21 protein-coding genes are annotated in these 16793 nt (G+C 69.3%); 4 read left to right on the plus strand and 17 right to left on the minus strand.

Annotated features, from left to right (window positions below):
* Positions 1 to 4: 4 nt before the first annotated feature.
* From AB0C38_RS15815 to AB0C38_RS15835, 5 genes are all read right to left on the minus strand, one after another.
* Positions 5 to 289, minus strand: a complete 285-nt coding sequence (locus AB0C38_RS15815; protein ID WP_360672815.1) for a YciI family protein — start codon at positions 287 to 289, stop codon at positions 5 to 7.
* A 58-nt stretch (positions 290 to 347) separates the two neighbouring features.
* Entirely contained in the window at positions 348 to 593 is a 246-nt protein-coding gene (locus tag AB0C38_RS15820) for an acyl carrier protein (RefSeq protein WP_360672818.1), read from the minus strand.
* A 1-nt stretch (position 594) separates the two neighbouring features.
* Positions 595 to 1812 (minus strand): ketosynthase chain-length factor, encoded by a 1218-nt coding sequence (locus AB0C38_RS15825; protein ID WP_360672821.1) that lies wholly within the window; start codon positions 1810 to 1812, stop codon positions 595 to 597.
* A complete protein-coding gene (locus AB0C38_RS15830) occupies positions 1809 to 3074 on the minus strand; it encodes a beta-ketoacyl-[acyl-carrier-protein] synthase family protein (protein ID WP_360672824.1) in 1266 nt (421 codons plus the stop codon). The genes AB0C38_RS15825 and AB0C38_RS15830 overlap by 4 nt, the downstream gene beginning before the upstream one ends.
* Positions 3075 to 3190: 116 nt before the next feature.
* Positions 3191 to 3622 carry a MerR family transcriptional regulator gene (locus AB0C38_RS15835; protein WP_360672827.1) on the minus strand — a complete coding sequence of 144 codons (432 nt, stop codon included), beginning with the start codon at positions 3620 to 3622 and terminating at the stop codon, positions 3191 to 3193.
* Between the two features lie 50 nt (positions 3623 to 3672).
* Between AB0C38_RS15835 and AB0C38_RS15840 the strand changes: the two genes are divergently transcribed.
* Positions 3673 to 5121, plus strand: a complete 1449-nt coding sequence (locus tag AB0C38_RS15840) for a DHA2 family efflux MFS transporter permease subunit (protein WP_360672830.1) — start codon at positions 3673 to 3675, stop codon at positions 5119 to 5121.
* 396 nt (positions 5122 to 5517) lie between these two features.
* On the opposite strand, the gene AB0C38_RS15845 is transcribed toward AB0C38_RS15840, so the two are convergent.
* Genes AB0C38_RS15845 through AB0C38_RS15875 form a run of 7 tightly spaced genes read right to left on the minus strand, consistent with a single transcriptional unit; the run spans position 5518 to position 10830 of the window.
* Complete coding sequence (locus AB0C38_RS15845; RefSeq protein WP_360672832.1) at positions 5518 to 6756, minus strand: cytochrome P450; 1239 nt, start codon at positions 6754 to 6756, stop codon at positions 5518 to 5520.
* Positions 6753 to 7817 (minus strand): methyltransferase, encoded by a 1065-nt coding sequence (locus tag AB0C38_RS15850; protein WP_360672835.1) that lies wholly within the window; start codon positions 7815 to 7817, stop codon positions 6753 to 6755. The genes AB0C38_RS15845 and AB0C38_RS15850 overlap by 4 nt, the downstream gene beginning before the upstream one ends.
* Positions 7814 to 8278, minus strand: a complete 465-nt coding sequence (locus AB0C38_RS15855) for a cupin domain-containing protein (protein ID WP_360672838.1) — start codon at positions 8276 to 8278, stop codon at positions 7814 to 7816. The genes AB0C38_RS15850 and AB0C38_RS15855 overlap by 4 nt, the downstream gene beginning before the upstream one ends.
* 2 nt (positions 8279 to 8280) lie before the next feature.
* Entirely contained in the window at positions 8281 to 8613 is a 333-nt protein-coding gene (locus AB0C38_RS15860; RefSeq protein ID WP_360672841.1) for a hypothetical protein, read from the minus strand.
* On the minus strand, positions 8610 to 8996 hold the full coding sequence (locus AB0C38_RS15865) for an SCP2 sterol-binding domain-containing protein (protein WP_360672843.1): 387 nt from the start codon (positions 8994 to 8996) through the stop codon (positions 8610 to 8612). Before AB0C38_RS15865 ends, AB0C38_RS15860 begins: the two co-directional genes overlap by 4 nt.
* Before the next feature lie 5 nt (positions 8997 to 9001).
* Positions 9002 to 10012 (minus strand): methyltransferase, encoded by a 1011-nt coding sequence (locus AB0C38_RS15870; RefSeq protein WP_360672846.1) that lies wholly within the window; start codon positions 10010 to 10012, stop codon positions 9002 to 9004.
* Positions 10012 to 10830 carry an aromatase/cyclase gene (locus tag AB0C38_RS15875; RefSeq protein WP_360672849.1) on the minus strand — a complete coding sequence of 273 codons (819 nt, stop codon included), beginning with the start codon at positions 10828 to 10830 and terminating at the stop codon, positions 10012 to 10014. The genes AB0C38_RS15870 and AB0C38_RS15875 overlap by 1 nt, the downstream gene beginning before the upstream one ends.
* Before the next feature lie 158 nt (positions 10831 to 10988).
* On the opposite strand from AB0C38_RS15875, the gene AB0C38_RS15880 reads away from it, so the two are divergent.
* Positions 10989 to 11390, plus strand: a complete 402-nt coding sequence (locus AB0C38_RS15880; RefSeq protein WP_360672852.1) for a group 1 truncated hemoglobin — start codon at positions 10989 to 10991, stop codon at positions 11388 to 11390.
* An 81-nt stretch (positions 11391 to 11471) separates the two neighbouring features.
* The gene (locus AB0C38_RS15885) at positions 11472 to 12014 is read left to right on the plus strand and encodes an NAD(P)H-dependent oxidoreductase (protein ID WP_360672855.1); all 543 of its coding nucleotides are present in this window, start codon (positions 11472 to 11474) and stop codon (positions 12012 to 12014) included.
* A 6-nt stretch (positions 12015 to 12020) separates the two neighbouring features.
* On the opposite strand, the gene AB0C38_RS15890 is transcribed toward AB0C38_RS15885, so the two are convergent.
* The 3 genes from AB0C38_RS15890 to AB0C38_RS15900 are packed head-to-tail and all read right to left on the minus strand — an operon-like array spanning position 12021 to position 14493.
* Positions 12021 to 12188 carry an acyl-CoA carboxylase subunit epsilon gene (locus AB0C38_RS15890; protein WP_360672858.1) on the minus strand — a complete coding sequence of 56 codons (168 nt, stop codon included), beginning with the start codon at positions 12186 to 12188 and terminating at the stop codon, positions 12021 to 12023.
* Complete coding sequence (locus tag AB0C38_RS15895) at positions 12185 to 13729, minus strand: acyl-CoA carboxylase subunit beta (RefSeq protein WP_360672861.1); 1545 nt, start codon at positions 13727 to 13729, stop codon at positions 12185 to 12187. The genes AB0C38_RS15890 and AB0C38_RS15895 overlap by 4 nt, the downstream gene beginning before the upstream one ends.
* Entirely contained in the window at positions 13729 to 14493 is a 765-nt protein-coding gene (locus AB0C38_RS15900) for a cyclase family protein (RefSeq protein WP_360672864.1), read from the minus strand. Before AB0C38_RS15900 ends, AB0C38_RS15895 begins: the two co-directional genes overlap by 1 nt.
* A gap of 129 nt (positions 14494 to 14622) precedes the next feature.
* On the opposite strand from AB0C38_RS15900, the gene AB0C38_RS15905 reads away from it, so the two are divergent.
* On the plus strand, positions 14623 to 15018 hold the full coding sequence (locus AB0C38_RS15905; RefSeq protein WP_360672867.1) for a lipocalin-like domain-containing protein: 396 nt from the start codon (positions 14623 to 14625) through the stop codon (positions 15016 to 15018).
* A gap of 123 nt (positions 15019 to 15141) precedes the next feature.
* Here the strand turns inward: AB0C38_RS15905 and AB0C38_RS15910 are convergent, their stop codons facing one another.
* Positions 15142 to 15927: an AfsR/SARP family transcriptional regulator gene (locus AB0C38_RS15910; RefSeq protein ID WP_360672870.1), complete on the minus strand. Its 786-nt coding sequence runs from the start codon at positions 15925 to 15927 to the stop codon at positions 15142 to 15144.
* Between the two features lie 130 nt (positions 15928 to 16057).
* A complete protein-coding gene (locus AB0C38_RS15915; protein ID WP_360672873.1) occupies positions 16058 to 16483 on the minus strand; it encodes a hypothetical protein in 426 nt (141 codons plus the stop codon).
* Positions 16484 to 16793 lie beyond the last annotated feature (310 nt).

A 16793-nucleotide genomic window follows, 5' to 3' on the forward strand; every position in this document is an offset into this window, starting at 1 on the left:
GGACTCAGGCGTCCGGGGTAAGCCAGAAACCGAGATTCGGCTGGTACTCCCCCGCCGACCGTTCGGACGTCGGATCCGCGACGTGGTAGGGGTCGGCGTTCAGCACGTCCCACAGTTCCGTGTCGTTCTCGGCGCGCATGATGAGGACGCCACCGCTGCCGTCGACCATCGGGCCGCCCACGGCGAGCTTGCCACGACGGACCAGATCGTCCATGTACGCCAGGTGTTCCGGGTGCGCCGGCTCGATCTTGTGGTGGTCGTAGTGGGTTCGCACGAGGTACCAGGGCATTCGCAACCTCCTCTGGGTCGGCTACCCACCATAAGATCGTTTTCCGGACTGCGCCGGACTAGACCCCGATCCGGTCGTTGATCAGGCGGAGCAGCTCGCCGGGTGTGCGCGCCTCGGTGATCAGGTCGTCGGGGACGACCAGGCCGCGGTCCCGCTTGAGCACCGCCGACGTCTCGATGAGCGCGAGCGAGTCGTAGCCCAGCTCCTCGAACGGGACGTCCGCGATGTCGGCCGGTAGCGCGTCGCCGCCGGCGCAGCCGACGAGGATGCCGCGCAGGTCCTCGATGCTCAGCGTGTCGGTCATGTCAGCTCCTGTCTCCGAGTGCCTGGATGACGGTGGCCGCGTTGAATCCCCAGCGGCCGCGGGCGAGGACGAGGGCGGTGCGCACCGGCACCGGCCGCGGCTCGCCGGTCACGAGGTCGATGCCGTAGTCGCCGGGCACCGTGGCGGTGCCGAAGGTCGGCGGGATCACGCTCTCCTGGATGCTCATCAGCGCGGCGACGACGTCGAGCACGGCCCCGCCGGACAGGAGCCTGCCGGTCAGCGCCTTGGGCGCGGTGACCGGTACGCCGCGGATACCGAACAACTCCCGCAGTGCCAGCGCCTCGGCATCGTCGAGCTCCGGGACCCCTGCCGCGTCGGCGAACACGACGTCGACGTCGCCGGGCTCGATCCCGGCGTCGGCCAGGGCGAGCGCGGCGGCGCGCCGCAACCCCGGCGGCGCGCCGGTGTCCGGGTGCGGGTCGAACGTCGCCGCGTAGCCGGCGATCTCGCCGTACCCTTGCACGCCGCGTGCGCGCGCCGATTCCGCGCTCTCCACGATGCACATCGCGCCGCCTTCACCCGGGATGTACCCGGCCGCGTTCGCGTCGAAGGGGCGGTACGCGGTGGCGGGGTCCAGGTCGACGCTGACCCGGCCGCCCGCGAGGTGGGACAGCCATCCCCACGGATCGAAGGCGGAATCGACCCCGCCGCCGACGACCAGCGGCACGCCGCCGCGGATCGTGCGGGCGGCGTGGCCCAGCGCGTCCAAGCCGCCTGCCTGCTCCGCGACGAGCGCGCTGCTCGGGCCGCGCATCCCGTGCCGGATGGAGATCTGGCCGGTGTTCACCGCGTAGAACCACGCGAACGACTCGTACACGCTGACGTGCTCGGGCCCGTGCGCCCACAGCTTGTTGAACTCCCGGTGGGTGAATTCGAAGCCGCCGGAGGCGTTGGCCGTGACGACGCCCATGTCGTAGTCGGCCAGCTCGGCGGGGTCGACCTCGGCGTCCTCCAGCGCCCACTGGGCGGCGACGAGCGCGAGCCTGGTGGAGACGTCCGTCTGCGGGAGCAGCCTGCCCGGCAGGTACTCCGCGCTGTCGAGCTCACGGACCAGACCGGCCAGCCGCGCCGGGTAGCCCGACGTGTCGAACCGGTCCAGCTCGGCGATCCCGCTGCGGCCGGACAGCGTCGCCTCCCAGAACTCCTTGACGCCGAGCCCGTTCGGCGCGATCACCCCCAGCCCGGTGATGACGCTCATGCCGCCGCCCTGGTCAGCACCATCGCGCTCTGGAACCCGCCGAACCCGCTGCCGACGGTCAGCACGGTGTCCACGTGGTGCTCCCGCGCTTGCACCGGGACGTAGTCGAGGTCGCATTCGGGGTCCGCGGAACGCAGGTTCGCCGTCGGCGGGACGGCCTGGTTTTCCATGGCCAGCAAGGAAGCCGCGATTTCCACCGAGCCGATGGCGCCCAGCGAGTGCCCCACCATCGACTTGATCGAACTGACCGGCGTGCGGTACGCGTGCTCGCCCAGGCTGCGCTTGAACGCGGCGGTCTCGTGCCGGTCGTTCTGCTTGGTGCCCGACCCGTGCGCGTTGATGTAGTCCACGGCGTCGCCGTTCACCCGCGCCTGGTCCAGCGCGACGCGGATGGCTTCGGCCATCTCCCGGCCGTCGGTCTTGAGCCCGGTCATGTGGTAGGCGTTGCACCGCGTGGCGAACCCGCCGACCTCGGCGTAGATGTGCGCGCCGCGGCGGCGGGCGGCGGTCAGCTCCTCCAGCACGAACATCGCCGCGCCCTCGGCCAGCACGAAGCCGTTGCGGGTGCCGTCGAACGGCCGGGACGCCTGGTCCGGCACGTCGTTGTAGGTGGTCGTCGCCCTGATCGCGTCGAAGCTGGCGACCACGATCGGCGTGATCGGGGTGTCCGCGGCGCCCGCGACCACGACGTCCGCGCTGCCCTCGCGGATCAGCGCGGCACCGTGGCCGACCGAGTCCAGCCCGGAGGTACACCCGTCGGACACCATCGCGACCGGGCCCTCGGCACCGGCCGCCCAAGCGACCTCGGCGGCCATGACGCTGGGGACCATGTAGTCGAACATCTGCGGCGTGAGCTGATCCGGCGACATCGTCCAGCGCTTGCCCGAATCCGACAGCACGAGGTACTCGCGTTCGAGGCTGGTCGCCGCCGCGACCGCCGAGCCCAGGCTGATTCCTGTGCGGTGCGGGGAAATGCCGGCCAGCCCGCTGTCGGACAGCGCCTCACGGGCGCAGACCACCGCGAACTGCGTCGCGCGGTCCATCCGCCGGATCTCGCGCGGACTCAGTCCTTCGGACGTCGCGTCGAAATCCACCTCCGCGGCGACCTGGGAACGATACGGCGACGGGTCGAAGAAGGTGATTCTCCGGGTTGCCGTCCGCCCGGCGGAAAGCAATTCCCAGAAGGCGTCCTTGCCCAGCGATCCGGGTGCCCGGACGCCCATTCCGGTAATGGCGACCCGGCGGTTCAACCTGCCGTGCATAGGTGCGCCCTTCTCTGCGGAAGCCAGGTGCGGGAAAGGGTTCCCGATCAAGGGGAAAGCTAGGCTTTCCCTCTCGACCCCCGCTCAACCTGGGCTCTACCGAGAGAGTCGCGCTTTCAGCGTGCCGGCGTCCACAAAGTGTCGGCGTCGCCCGCCTCCAGGCGGCCGCGGTAGACGTCGATCTTGTGGTCGATGAGCTCGAGATTGTCCTGCAGCACCGCGATCTGCTCCAGCACGCCGGCGCGGTGCGACTCGAGCAGCGCGAGGCGTTCCTGCTCGTTGCCGTGGCCCTCGGCGACCAGCTCGGCGTAGCGGCGGATCGTCCTGATCGACATGCCGGTGGCGCGCAGCTTGGTGCAGACGAGGATCCAGTGCAGGTCACGCTCGTGATAGCGGCGCCTTCCACCGCTGGTGCGGTCGACGTCGGCGACGACGAGACCGGCGCGTTCGTAATAGCGCAGCGTGTGCGCACTGACTCCGGTACGGCGGGCGGCCTCGGCGATGGTCAGGCCCGCCTCCGGTGCGGGTGGCGACTTGACTTCGAGCACGCTCTAAATCCTAGCGTAGCGAGGTACGAGAAGCCCACCGAGGAGATCCCATGCCCGAACTCAGCCGACGCCGGCGCCTGCTGGTGCTCGTGATCTGCTGCGCCAGCATGATCGTCGCGACGATGGACATCTCGATCGTCACCGTCGCGTTGCCGTCGATCCGCACTGATCTGCACGCCACCGAGTCGAGCCTGCAATGGACAGTCGACGCCTACACCCTGGTACTGGCCGGTTTCCTGGTACTGGCCGGATCCACCGCGGACCGGTACGGCCGCAAGCGGGTGTTCCTGATCGGCCTCGCCACCTTCGGCCTCGGCTCGCTGCTGTGCGGGCTCGCCACCGGCGTCGGCTGGCTGGTCGCGGCACGGGCGTTGCAGGCGGTCGGCGGGACGATGCTCAACCCGGTCGCGATGGCCATCATCGCCACCACATTCCCCGTTCCCGCTCAGCGGGCCAAGGCGATCGGCGTGTTCGGCGCGACGTCCGGCCTGGCGCTGGCGCTGGGCCCGATCCTGGGCGGCGCGCTGGTCGACGCCTACGGCTGGCAGTCGGTGTTCTGGATCAACGTGCCGATCGTGGCGATCGCGATCGTGTGCACCGCGCTGTTCGTCCCGGAGTCCCGCGCCGAGCGCGCCCGCCGATTCGACCCGGTGGGCCAGGTTCTGGTGGTCCTGATGCTGGGCACGGTGGTCTACGCGATCATCGAGGCCGGGCGGCTGGGCTGGACGTCGCCGACGATCCTGATCCTGCTCGCCGTGGCCGTGCTGGCCGTCGCCGGCCTGGTCGGCTACGAACCGCGCCGCGCCGACCCGCTGCTGGAGCTGCGGCTGTTCCGGAGTGTGCCGTTCGCGTCGGCACTGGTCATCGCGATCGCGGCACTGGTCGGGTTCGGCTCGTTCCTGTTCCTGACCACGCAGTACCTGCAGGAGGTCCGCGGGATGACCGCGATCACCGCCGGGCTGAGCCTGCTGCCCGCCGGCGCGATGATCGCGGTGGTCTCGCCGATTTCCGGCAAGATCGTCGGGGCGCGCGGGCCGCGGGGACCGCTGCTGGTTTCCGGGGCCACGCTGGCCGCGGGCGCACTGGCGTCGCTGTGGCTGACGCCGACAACGCCACTGCCGGCCGTGCTGGCGATCTACCTGCTGTTCGGGGTGGCGCTGGGGACGAGCGCGGCGCCGATCACCAACACGGCGGTGTCCGGAATGCCGCGTTCGATGGCCGGTGTGGCGGCTTCGGTGGCTTCCGCCGGACGGCAGACCGGGACCACGCTGGGCGTCGCGATCGCGGGTGCGACGGTGAGCTCCTCCATCGGGCACGGCGGAATCGCGTTCACGACCGCCGAGCACGGCGTGTGGTGGCTGGTCGCCGGGCTCGGGATCGCCGTGGTCGTGCTGGGCGTGGTGAGCACGAGCCCGCCCGCCCTGCGCTCGGCCGCGCGTGCCGCCGCCATGTTCGAAGAGGTCGACCGAGGGCGCTCACCGGTTCCCGCGGCCCGATGAGGGTCGGCGAAGAACGCCCGGGCGCGGTGGACGAATTCGGCCGCGGTCCGGGCGGCTTCGTCGGGCAGGGTTTCGATGCCGGCCAGGCGGGAGTGGCCGTCGGCGGCGGAGCGCGGGGAAAGGCGGGGCCCCGCCGGCCTCGGGGCCCCGCCGCGCGCGACCGGTCGGCCTTGGTCGCTGCCTTTGCCGTGGATCAGCCGGCCACCGCCGGGGATCCGGCCGGTCTTCTTCGCATCGAGGTGGACATCTGCCCGGGACAGCGGGGCATTACGGGGGCGCAGGGACGGGTCTTTCCGCTCGGCGGACGAGGTGGTCGCACTCCTCATCCTGCCGCCGAAAGACCCGTCCCGCGTCTCAAGCCCGGTCAGCCGGCACCAACGCCATGACCCGCGGCGACTAGCTGAGGCGGAACCGGATGCGGAGGTTCTCCACCTGCGGGAAGGCAACCCGGGTGCGCGGCCGCGGGGACTCGGCGAGCGTGAGGTCCGCGTAGCGGGTCAGGAGAGCGCTGAACACCACTTCGGCCTGCAGGTTCGCGAGCCGCCAGCCCAGGCAGAAGTGCGTGCCCAAGCCGTACGACATCAGCGCGGTGCCGGTCCGGGTGACGTCGAAGCGGTCCGGGTCCGGGAAACGCGCCGGGTCGCGGTTGGCGGCCGCGATCATCACCATCACCCGCGCGTTCTCCGGGATCGTGACGCCGCCGACGTCCACCGGCGACGTCGTCGTCCGCGGGATCATGTGCGCGGCCGGCGCGTACCGCAGTACCTCGTCGATCGCGCCGCTCAGCAGCGAACGGTCCGCCCGCACCAGGTCCGCCTGGTCCGGGTGGGCGATGAACTGGTGCACGCCGTTGGTCAGGAAGAACGTCGTGGTCTCGCTGCCCGCGGCGATGATCATGTGACACATCTGCACGAGCTCGTCGAACGACAGCCGCGCACCCTCGTCCGACGTGTCGATCAACGCGGACAGCAGGTCGTCACCACGCTCGCGCTGCCGCGCGCGCACCAGCTCCCCGAAGTAGTCGTCCAGCGAGCGAGCGGCCTCGTTCGCCGTCCGCAGTTCCGAAGCGGTCATACCCACCTCGAACACCCGCTGGAAGTCCCGGATCCACTCCCGCAGGCGCGGCGCGTCCTCCTCCGGCACCCCGATGAGCCCGCCCACCACGCTGAACGCCAGCGGGAAGAACACGTCGTTGCAGATGTCCCCGCCGCCGTTTTCGTCCAGTGGACGCATCAGCGAACCGAACCGCCGCTCGATCGACGCCCGATACTCCTGCACCCGTTTCGGGGTGAATGCCCGGTTCACGAGGCGGCGCAACCGCGTGTGGTCCGGAGGATTCGCCCACAGCATGTTCGCGGCGAGCTTCCGCAGCGCGTGGTGCTGTTCCCACTGCCCGCTGAACCGCCCGCCCATCCACGTGTGCACGTTCTTGTCGACGTGCTTGTCACGCAGGAACTCGTCGACGTCGTCGTGGCGTGTGAGCACCCAGCTGCCCAGGGTGCTGCGGTGCACCGGCGCGGCCTCACGGATCCGGTGGTACCGCGAGAACGGGTCCGCCAGGCCCTCCGGCGAAAACAGCAGCTCCGCCAGTGCCTGGTCGGCAGCGTGCGAGGACTGCGCGACCGTCGCCGTCATCCGGTTTTCCTGGCACTCAGGATCGCTTGCGCGGCCCAGGAATCCGGCGGCATGTCGGCGGGGTTCTGCGCGATCGCCCGGGTGACCTCGAATCCGCACTCCGCCAGCCACGCACAGTAGGTCGAGAGCTTCTGCGGGCCGCCCTTCCCCATGGCACAGCCGAGGAAGAACGCCGGGAAGAAGTCGACGCCGTAGGAGTCCTTGACGTTTTCGGGGTACACCGGAACGAGAATGTGGACCAGCGAACCGGTCTCGACCGCGGAATTGACTCCCTGGAGGATGGCGAAGACGTCCTTCTTGTCGAACATGTCGAGGAAATGCTTGATCAGCACGACGTCGAAGCCCGAGGGAACGCTCTTGAAAACGTCACCGCCGATGAACCCGCACCGGTCCTCCACACCGTGTTCGCGGAAGTTCCGCAGGGCGGGCTCCCGCTTTTCCGGCAGGTCGAACGTCGTCGCGCGCAGCCCGGCCGAGCCCTTCAGCTTGTGCGTCAGGATCGCGCCGAGGCCGGTGTTCCCGGCGAGGTCGAGCACCTGCGCACCGGCCGGGATCTCGACGTTCTCGAAGAACCACGGATCGATGTGCGCGGTGTAGGTGTCCATCGCCTTGCCCCAGGACTCGCGCAGTTCCGGGTGTTCGCCCGCGGCGTCGTACACGTTGCCCTCGAAGCCGTAGAACTCCCTGAGCCCCACGGGAACCCCGGCGCGGACGCTCTCGGTCATGTAGTAGCCCTGGCGCAGCATCAGGACCTTGATCATCCGCGAGATCGACAGCACGCGCTGCAGGTCGGCGTCGGCGACGTCCGCGAGCCCGCCGAGGGTATACGTCCCGGCAGCCTCGTCGAAGGCGACGAAGTCGTCCTTGACCAGCAGGTGCAGCAGCTGCTGCACGGCGTCCGGGGTGACACCGGCGGTGCCGGCGAGCTGCTCCGCCGTCTGCGGCCCGGCGTCGCGCAGCGCGTCGACCAGGCCGAGTTCGAAGCAGGACAACAGGGTGATGAACCTCGACGGCCCGACCATGTACTCGCGGAACCGGGTGAGAGTGGCTTCGGCGGTCATCGGGATCCTTCCACTGGGTGAGGTTCGGGCGCGCCGGTGGCGCGGATGCGCGGCCCGAGCAGCCGCAGGCCGAGCCCCGGCACGTCCGGGAACGACTCCGGGTCGTCGCCCTGCGCGGCGAAGAAGTGCTCCAGCCCGCCGGGGCTGCAGATGGTGAGCACAGTGACTTCCCTGGCGGCCGCGTTGGCGAACGCGTGCGGCGTGCCGCCGGGCGCCCACGCCAGGTGCCGCGGGCCGAGGATGTGGCGACGTTCTCCCAGCTGGATCTCCAGCTCGCCGTCGATGACGTAGAACGCCTCGGTGAAATCGTGTGCGTGCAGGAACGGCCCGGACTGCCACGGGCTGAGCGTCCACTCGAGCAGGCTCAGCTTGCCGCCGGTGTCCTCGGCGAGCAGCTTGAACGGGATAGTGCCGGGAGAGTTCGGACGGTACTGCGAAGGATTCAGGATGAGAGGTTCCATGATCACCTCGGGTCGGACTCGGCGGGCGGGCCGGCGGTGTTGATCGCGACCACCCGGAAGGGAAACTCGCTGCGCCACCGTTTCGCGTACTCACCCAGCGGCGGGTGCGCGAACAGCTTTCGCAGCGATTCGACGTCGGCACAGCGGATCTGCACCATCGCGGACGCGGCGAAGGTCGACGCGTCGACGGCGCTCGGCACGGCAACGCCGGTCCAGTGGTGGTAGGACTCCGCGAAGCCCGAGCCGAGCACGACCGCGGCGCCGTCCTGGAAGAACAGCTCACGGTCCTTTTCGGACATCGTGTCCGGGAACGACAGGACCAACGTGTGCGTCACCATGTCGTCCGCGCCCACAGATCGGCGATGAACCGCTGGTAGTTCCCGGACTGCAGCACCACCATCAGGTCCAGCACCTTCGCCCGGTCCCCGGTCACCGCGAACTGCCCGGTGACGAACGCCGTCGCGGCGTGCAGCTCACCCGACTCGAACGCCAGCAGATCGCGGTAGCTCGCGCGGATCGCCAGGTCGCTGTCGGCGAGCAGGCCGCGGCCGGCCCGGACGACCACACCGCGCTCGGCCACCAGGTGGTAGTCCACCTCGCCCTCGGGGGTGCCGGTGGCGTGGAACTGCAGCCGGACGTTGACGTGCGGGACCTCCGGCAGGTCCGGGGCCACCAGGTCACCGAGCTCGTCGAGATACTCGTCGGACAAGAACTTCACCGCGGTCATGGGATCACGGCCTCCACGATGTGCAGCAGCGTCCCGGCCGGGGTGACGTTCTCGACGCGCAGGCCCGCTCGCTCGGCGAGCGCGGTCACACCGGCCTTGGTGTGCCGCTTTCCGTTGGTGTTGAGCAGGAACAGCAGGTCGATGCCGGTCGCGTAGCGGGGCTCCGGGCTGTCGTCGATCAGGTTCGTGATGATCAGCACCCGGCTGCCGGGGTGTCCGGCGCGCTTGGCGTTGCCCAGCGCCTTGACCGTCAGCTCGTCGTCCCACTCGAGGATGCTCTTGAACTGGTAGACATCCGCGTCGACCGGGATCTCGGTCAGGCAGTCGCCCGCGACGACCTGGGACCGCGCGGCCAGCTCACCGCCGGGACGCAGCCGCGGATCCGGCGTCGCGACCGCGGCGGGCAGGTCGACGAGCGTCCCGTGCAGGTGGGGGTGGCGCTCCAGGATCGTCGCCAGGGTGTACCCGCGACCGCCGCCGACGTCGGTGAAGGTCTTGACGTCGGCCACGTCCAGTGCGTCCGCGATCGCCGCCGACGTGAGCACGCTCAGTTCGGTCTGCGACCGGTTGAACGTCTCGGTCGACTCCGGCCATTCCTTGTGCAGCTGGGTGAAGAAATCCTCGCCGAAGCGCTCGTCGAAGTGCCCGCGCCCGGTGCGCAGCGCCTGTTCGAGGTCCGGCCACAGCTGCCACACCCACGGCTCGGTGACCCACAGCACCCAGTTCTTCAGGCGCTCCGGGTGGTCCTCGCGCAGCAGCTTCGACGCGGCCGTGTGCACGATGCCCGCGCCGGTATCGTCGAACAGGCCGTAGCAGCGCAGGTTCCGCAGTACGCGCACGAGGATCGCGGCGTCGACACCCAGCGTGTCCGCCAGCTCGCCGACCGGCATCGGCGAGTCTCCGAGCGCGTCGGCGACGCCCACCCGGATGACGGCCCGCAGCGACGCCGACGCGGCCGACGCGAGCGACAGCTCCCGCAGGGCCGTGACAGGTGAGTCGGCAGTCATCAGGCCGGGCTCCCGACGCGCTGGGCGCGCTTCTCCGACTCGTCGCGCACGGCGGCGAGGTCGGCATGGCTGTTGTTCTCCACCGCGGCCTGCATCAGCCTGGTCGCCTCCTCCTGGCTGGGCACCTTGTCGGTCGGCCGGGCGGCGAAGTCGTGCGTGATGACCAGCTGGGTGCGGTCTTCGCCGAGCGGAAGCGCCCGCCACTCGCCGCTCATGTGCTGGATCATCGGGGCGTTCTCCAGCTGGCGGTAGGCGATCGTCCGGTTGGGACGGTCGAGATCGCGGCGGGACACCCAGCTCTGGACCTGCCCGCTGACGTTCACCACGAGCCGCGCGATCTGGTACGTCTCGGTCTCCTCCAGCATCGTCACCGCGTCGGTGGGCGGAAAGAGCTTCGCATAGCCGACGACGTCGGCGAGCACCTCGTAGACGAGGTCGGCGTTCGCGTTCACGGTCACGGTGTGTTCGGTGTGGAACATGGCATCCCCGTTCTGTGCGTTGGCAAGCAACACTTCGTGGTTCGCGTACGCGGCGTCGTATTCGATCTTCCCGCGCCAGTTCGAAATGAATTCGTGCACCGGCGCCGATTCGGAGAACTTCCGGAGCGTCGGCACGTCGGCGCAGGAGAACTGCGCGATGTGCGTCGCCGTCATGCCCTTGGAGTGCTCGTCCGCCGGCAGGAGCACATGCCGCTGCCAGCCGAAGTCCGTCACCAGTCCGGATTCGCCCGCCAGCGCCTGCAAGCCGGAGAAGAAATCACGAATGTCACCCTCCTCGGCCTCCGCCGGAAAACGGTACAGAAGAGTGTGTACGATCATGGTTTTCCCTCCGCGTCGCGATGTGTTCCTGCCGTCGGATGCTGGTGGCCGGTGGTCAAACGGCGCTCAAGGGCGGCTAACCCGCGAACACGCTTTAGTGCGGTTCGAGGGCGACGGCGTAAGCCTGGCGGAAGCGACGGACCAGACGAGGAGAATCCATGGCGGACGCACCACCGGTTCCTTCCCTCTTCGAGCGGCTCGGGGGCATCTTCGGCATCGCGCACATCATCGATGTGCTCGGCGACCGGCTCTACGACAACGACACGCTCAACCAGAATCCCGCCGTCATGCGGCTGCACAACGAAAAGGGCCGGCCCGGCTTCAAGTTCACGCTCATCGCGTGGATGATCGAGCAGACCGGCGGGCCCAAGGTGTACCCGGGCGCGGACATGCGCAGCGCGCACGCCGAAATGACCGTCAGCGACTTCGAGTTCGACGTGGTGCTGTGGGAGGCGGCCGCCGTGATGACCTACTGCGGGGTGCCGCAGCAGGAACACAAGGAGCTCATGGCGGTGCTGGAGAGCGTCCGCGACGACGTCCGGGCCGGCTCGGCGGCGTAACGGCCGAGAGACTCGTGAGTGTCGCGGCCGGTCCGACCGGCCGCGACACTCACGAGTCCGATCAGCGAGGAAGGACCGACTGTGCCCACGTTGACCGTCATCATCGCCGCCACCCGCCCCGGGCGGGCCGGGCTGCCGATCGCCGAGTGGTTCGCCGAGCGGGCCCGCGCGCACGGCGGATTCGACGTCGCCGTGGCGGATCTCGCGGAGATCGGCCTGCCATTGCTGGACGAGCCGAATCACCCGCGGCTGCGGCAGTACACGCGGGAACACACGTTCCGGTGGAGCGCGATCGTCGAGGCGTCGGAGGCGTTCGCGATCGTCACGCCGGAGTACAACCACGGCTATCCCGCGACGATCAAGAACGCGCTCGACTACCTGCACCAGGAGTGGAACGGCAAGCCGGTCGGCTTCGTCTCCTACGGCGGTGTCGCCGGCGGCACCCGCGCGGTGCAGCAGCTCAAGCAGGTCGTGCTCCCGCTGCGGATGCGACCGGTGTTCGAGACCGTGACCATCCCCTTTCATTTCCAGCGGGTTTCCGGCGGAACGTTCCAAGCCGACGAAACCCTGGAAAGCGCGGCCAAGGCGATGCTCGACGAGCTGTTCGAGGCGCGGGAACACTGACGGTCGCTAGCGGCCCCGCCAGCTCGACGGCGACACATACGCCCGCCACGGCACCGGCCGTGTCCGCGACACCGGTCCCTTCCCGGGGGCCGGTGTTCGCGTGAGCGCGGTCAGCACGAGCGTGAGTGCGGCCAGCTCGTCGTCGGTCGGCGTGCCTTTCCGGATCCGGATCATTGCGGCGGGTTCCCGTGCTTGCGGAACGGCTGATCCGCGTGCTTCCCGCGCAACATCGCCAGCGACTCCGCGAGGACACGGCGGGTGTCGGCGGGCTCGATGACGTCGTCCACGAGTCCGCGTTCGGCCGCGTACAACGGGTGCATCAGCTTGGTGCGGTATTCCTTGATCTTCTGTGAGCGCACTTCGTCGGGGTCCTCCGCGGCCGCGATTTCGCGGCGGAAGATCACATTCGCCGCGCCTTCCGCGCCCATCACGGCGACCTCGTTGGCCGGCCAGGCGAACGCCAGGTCCGCGCCGACCGAACGGGAGTCCATGACGATGTAAGCGCCGCCGTACGCCTTGCGCAGGATGACCTGGATGCGCGGCACAGTGGCCGTGCAGTAGGCGTAGAGCAGCTTGGCGCCGCGCCGGATGATCCCGTTGTGTTCCTGGTCGACACCGGGCAGGAACCCGGGCACGTCCAGCAGTGTGACGAGCGGGATGTTGAACCCGTCGCAGAACTGGACGAACCGTGCGGCCTTCTCCGACGCGTCGATGTCCAGTGAGCCGGCCAATGTGTACGGCTGGTTGGCGATGATCCCGACGACCGACCCGCCGATCCGCGACAACGCGCAGATCACGTTGGCGGCGAAGCGGCTGTGCACTTCGAGCCAGTCGCCGTCGTCGACGATCTCGGTGATCACCCGGCGCATGTCGTAGGGTCTGTTGCCCTCGGCGGGGACCAGGTCGGCCAGCGCCGGGCAGAGCCGGTCGACCGGATCGGTCACCGGCGTGGGAGGCGCTTCCTCGCGGTTGTTCGATGGCAGCAGCGAAAGCAGGTACCGGACTTCCTCGAGACACGTGCGTTCGTCGTCGTGGGCGAAACCCGCGACGCCGGAAACCTCGGCGTGCACGTCGGCGCCGCCGAGCTCGTTGTGCGTGACGTCGGCGCCGGTGACCGCCCGCACGACGTCGGGCCCGGTGATGAACATCTGCGAGATGTCACGCACCATGAACACGAAGTCGGTCAGCGCGGGCGAGTACGCCGCCCCGCCCGCGCACGGGCCGAGGATGACACTGATCTGCGGGATGACGCCCGAGGCGCGGCTGTTGCGCAGGAAGATCCCGCCGTACCCGGCCAGCGCGGTGACGCCCTCCTGGATGCGCGCGCCGGCACCATCGTTGAGCGACACCAGCGGTGCGCCCGCGGCCAGCGCCATGTCCATGATCTTGTGGATCTTCTCCGCGTGCGCCTCGCCGAGCGCGCCGCCGAATATCCGGAAGTCGTGCGCGTAGCAGAAGACGGTACGGCCGAAGACCTTGCCCCAGCCGGTGACGACGCCGTCGGTGTGGGGCCGCTTGTGCTCCAGCCCGAACCCGGTGGCGCGATGGCGGCGGAACGGCTCGATCTCACGAAAGGATCCCTCGTCGAGCAGCAGGTCGATCCGCTCGCGCGCGGTCAGCTTGCCCTTGGCGTGCTGGGTCTCGGTGGCCTTCTCGCCCGGCCCGTTCAGCACCTGCAGGCGGAGCTCGGAAAGCTCGGATTCCGGTTGGCCCATCACGGTTCCTCGGTGTTCGGCTCGGGCACGATCGCGACCACGCGCGTCCACCCCGCGCCCAGCCCGGCGAGCTTCGCGGGGAAGCAGGCCACGGTGAACCCCGTGGCGGCGGGCAGTTCTTCCAGATGGGCGAGCTTTTCCAGTTGGCAGTAGGGCTTTTCCCGGCCGTAGAGGTGAGCCGGCCAGAGCACGGAGTTGTCGCCGTCGCGGCGGTAGTCCCCCACCATCGAGGCGAACGGGCGGTCGAAACCCCAGGCGTCGATGCCGATCACCCTGGCACCGCGCTCGACGAGGTACGCGGTCGGCTCGCGCGTCATGCCGGGGTGGTCGGTGCGGTACGCCTCCGTGCCCCACAGCCGATCCGCCCCGGTCCAGATCAGCGGGATGTCGCCGGGTACGAGCTCGTGCGGAATCTTGGCCAGCGCATCCTCGATGTCGGCGACGCTGATCGCGGCGCCGGGTGGGATGTGCCGCAGGTCGAGCCGGACGCCGGGCGCGTAGCACCACTCCAGCGGGATTTCGTCGATGGCGGCCGCGCGCTGCCCGCCGCTGCGCAGGCCGTAGTGCAGCGGGGCGTCCATGTGGGTCCCGGTGTGGGTGGTCAGGGTGACCGTCTCGTTCGAGATCGACTCCCCGTCCGGGAAGTCCTCGGGCCGCAGGCCCAGCGCGGCCGGCGCCGAGGCGTGGTCGAGGAGGCTGACCTCGACCGGCGTTGCCTCGCTCGGACCGTCCACAGTGGGCACAGTGAGATCGATGAGCCGCACGATCGTGGTCTCCCTCCGACTGGCGATTTCGCTCGAAGCTAGGCTCGCCACCTCAAGGATGAGTCGATCGGCGCTCTACCTTCGCCGACGTTCGAGCGCCGTTCGAGGCGGCTGCGCCACGGTGGGACCATGCTGGCTGACACGGATCTCATCGGGGCCTGGCGGCTCGTGGCCCACTACTACCTCGACGACGACGCCACGGTGGCCGAAGGCCCCCTGGGCGAGAAGGCGGACGGCATCCTGATCTACCACGCGGACGGCTACATGGCGGCCAGCCTGATGCGGACCGAGCCCGCGGCCGACGGCGCGACCTACCTGGGCTCGGCCGACCACTATCTCGGGTATTCGGGCCGCTGGCGGCTACGGGACGGCGAGGTCGTGCACGACGTCGTCATCGGGTCTCACGCCCGGGTCGTGAACACCGAGCAGATCCGGGAGGTCACGCTGGCCGACGGCCTGCTGAGCCTGCGGCGCCGGCTCGGCGGCCCGCACGACTGGGTCGTCATGGACTGGCAGCGTTGCTGACCCCCGTGGACACCGGCCGGGTCGGTGCCGCACGTCCCCCAGCGGCGGCACGGCCCGGCCGGTCCCCGACACAGGAATGGCACATCGAGGGCCCTGGAGCCCCTCGATGTGCCATTCCTGGCTTCACCGGCCGACCAGGATCTCCTGATGGACCTTGCGCACCTCGGGCGAGGGCTCGAGGCCGAGCTCCTTGTTGAGGGTGGACCGCAGCTCTCGATAGACGTAGAGCGCCTCGCCGCGCCGCCCGGAGCCGTGCAGCGCCTGCATCAGCCGCAGGTGGAAGACCTCGTGCAGGGGATGGGTGGCCACCAGTGAGCGGAGCTCGCCCACGACCTCCAGGTGCCGGTCGCTGGCCAGATCGGCCTCGATGCGCAGCGAGACGGCCTCCAGCCGCTGTTCTTCCAGGAAGACGGACAGCCCGCGCAGCCGCGGCCCCGACGTCACATCGGCGGGTATCGGGCCGTGCCACAGCTCGAGGGACCGGCGCAGCATTTCCGCGGCGCAGCCGAACTTCTGCTCGCGCAGCGCGCCGCGGCCGTCGTCGACGAGGGCCTGGAACCGGAACAGATCGATGTTCTCGCGCGGCACCGACAAGACGTAGCCGTCGGGGTCGGTGCTGAGCAGGTCCTTTCCGTCCGGCGCCCGGAAACTCCGCGCGAAAAGCTTGCGCAGCTGGTACACGTAGGTCTGCACAATGGTCCGGACGGTCTGCGGCGGACCGGACGGCCACAGTTCGTCGATCAGCTGGTCGGTCCGCACCGTCGTGCCTGCGTTGACGGCCAGCAGCACCAGGACCTGACGCAGCTTGGTCGCGGTGATCTTGAGGCTCGGATCAGGCGTGGGCACCCGGGCGACGGGTGCGACCTCGAGCTTCCCGAGCACGGTGATCTGTACATGCCCTTCAACCATAAACTGTGTACCCCCCAAAGGAAATCGGCGGAATTGCCTCAGCGGCACGCGTCCTCTCACCCGCCCGGCGACGGCGCGCGTCGCGGCCCCGATGCCACGGCGCGTGATGACGTTCCGGCTCAGCGAGGGGTCAACGGGTCCGTCCGCGGATGACACGAGGAGCGATCGTCGCGAAGCTGCTACCCCAGTCGCGGCCAAGACGGTTTTCCGCCGGCCCGGCAATTGTTCGAAATCCGCGATTGCTACCAATCCCCAGTAAGCCCGTCAACTGTCGGATAGTTTCCTTCTTCGAGTGACGCTGACCTGTCAGAAATTGACTGTTCCACAAGATTGCCTTGGGTGTCAAGAGAACTACGCAGCGCGCCGGCCAGTGCAAATCCAAAATGTCCTTTAAGGAATGGCGAACCGGCTGTTCAACCGGAGCGGGCCCGAGCCGAAGGACGGAATTCGTATTTCGTCGGCTGATGTCGGCTCGTCCGGTCAGGCGCAGCGCGCCGATGGCGAGGTTGCGGAGGGCGGCCATGACGCGGGGTACCGGCTCGCGCTCATTCTCCATGTTCGGCCGCGAGACGTTCCGCTGCTTCGACGCACCGTTCAAACGACAGACGGATGCCGAACACATCTGTCAGAGAGTGAGCTGCCGTCGCTTGCCCGAAACTGTCCGGAAAAGGCCAAGGCTCCCGGCGTTCCGGTGCCGACGGCCGATGACGGTGAGTCGCTTGACCCGGACGCCGCACGAGTCGAATCTTCGCCCGTCGTCGACGTCGTCCCCTCCCGCGGGTCACAGCGGTTCGGCGTCACCGCCTCCCCCGGAGTTCAGGACGCCGAACCGCCGGACCGTGCCGGGAACACCGGCACGCCGCCCC

It is taken from the genome of Amycolatopsis sp. NPDC048633 (genome assembly GCF_040650695.1).
Taxonomy (GTDB): domain Bacteria; phylum Actinomycetota; class Actinomycetes; order Mycobacteriales; family Pseudonocardiaceae; genus Amycolatopsis.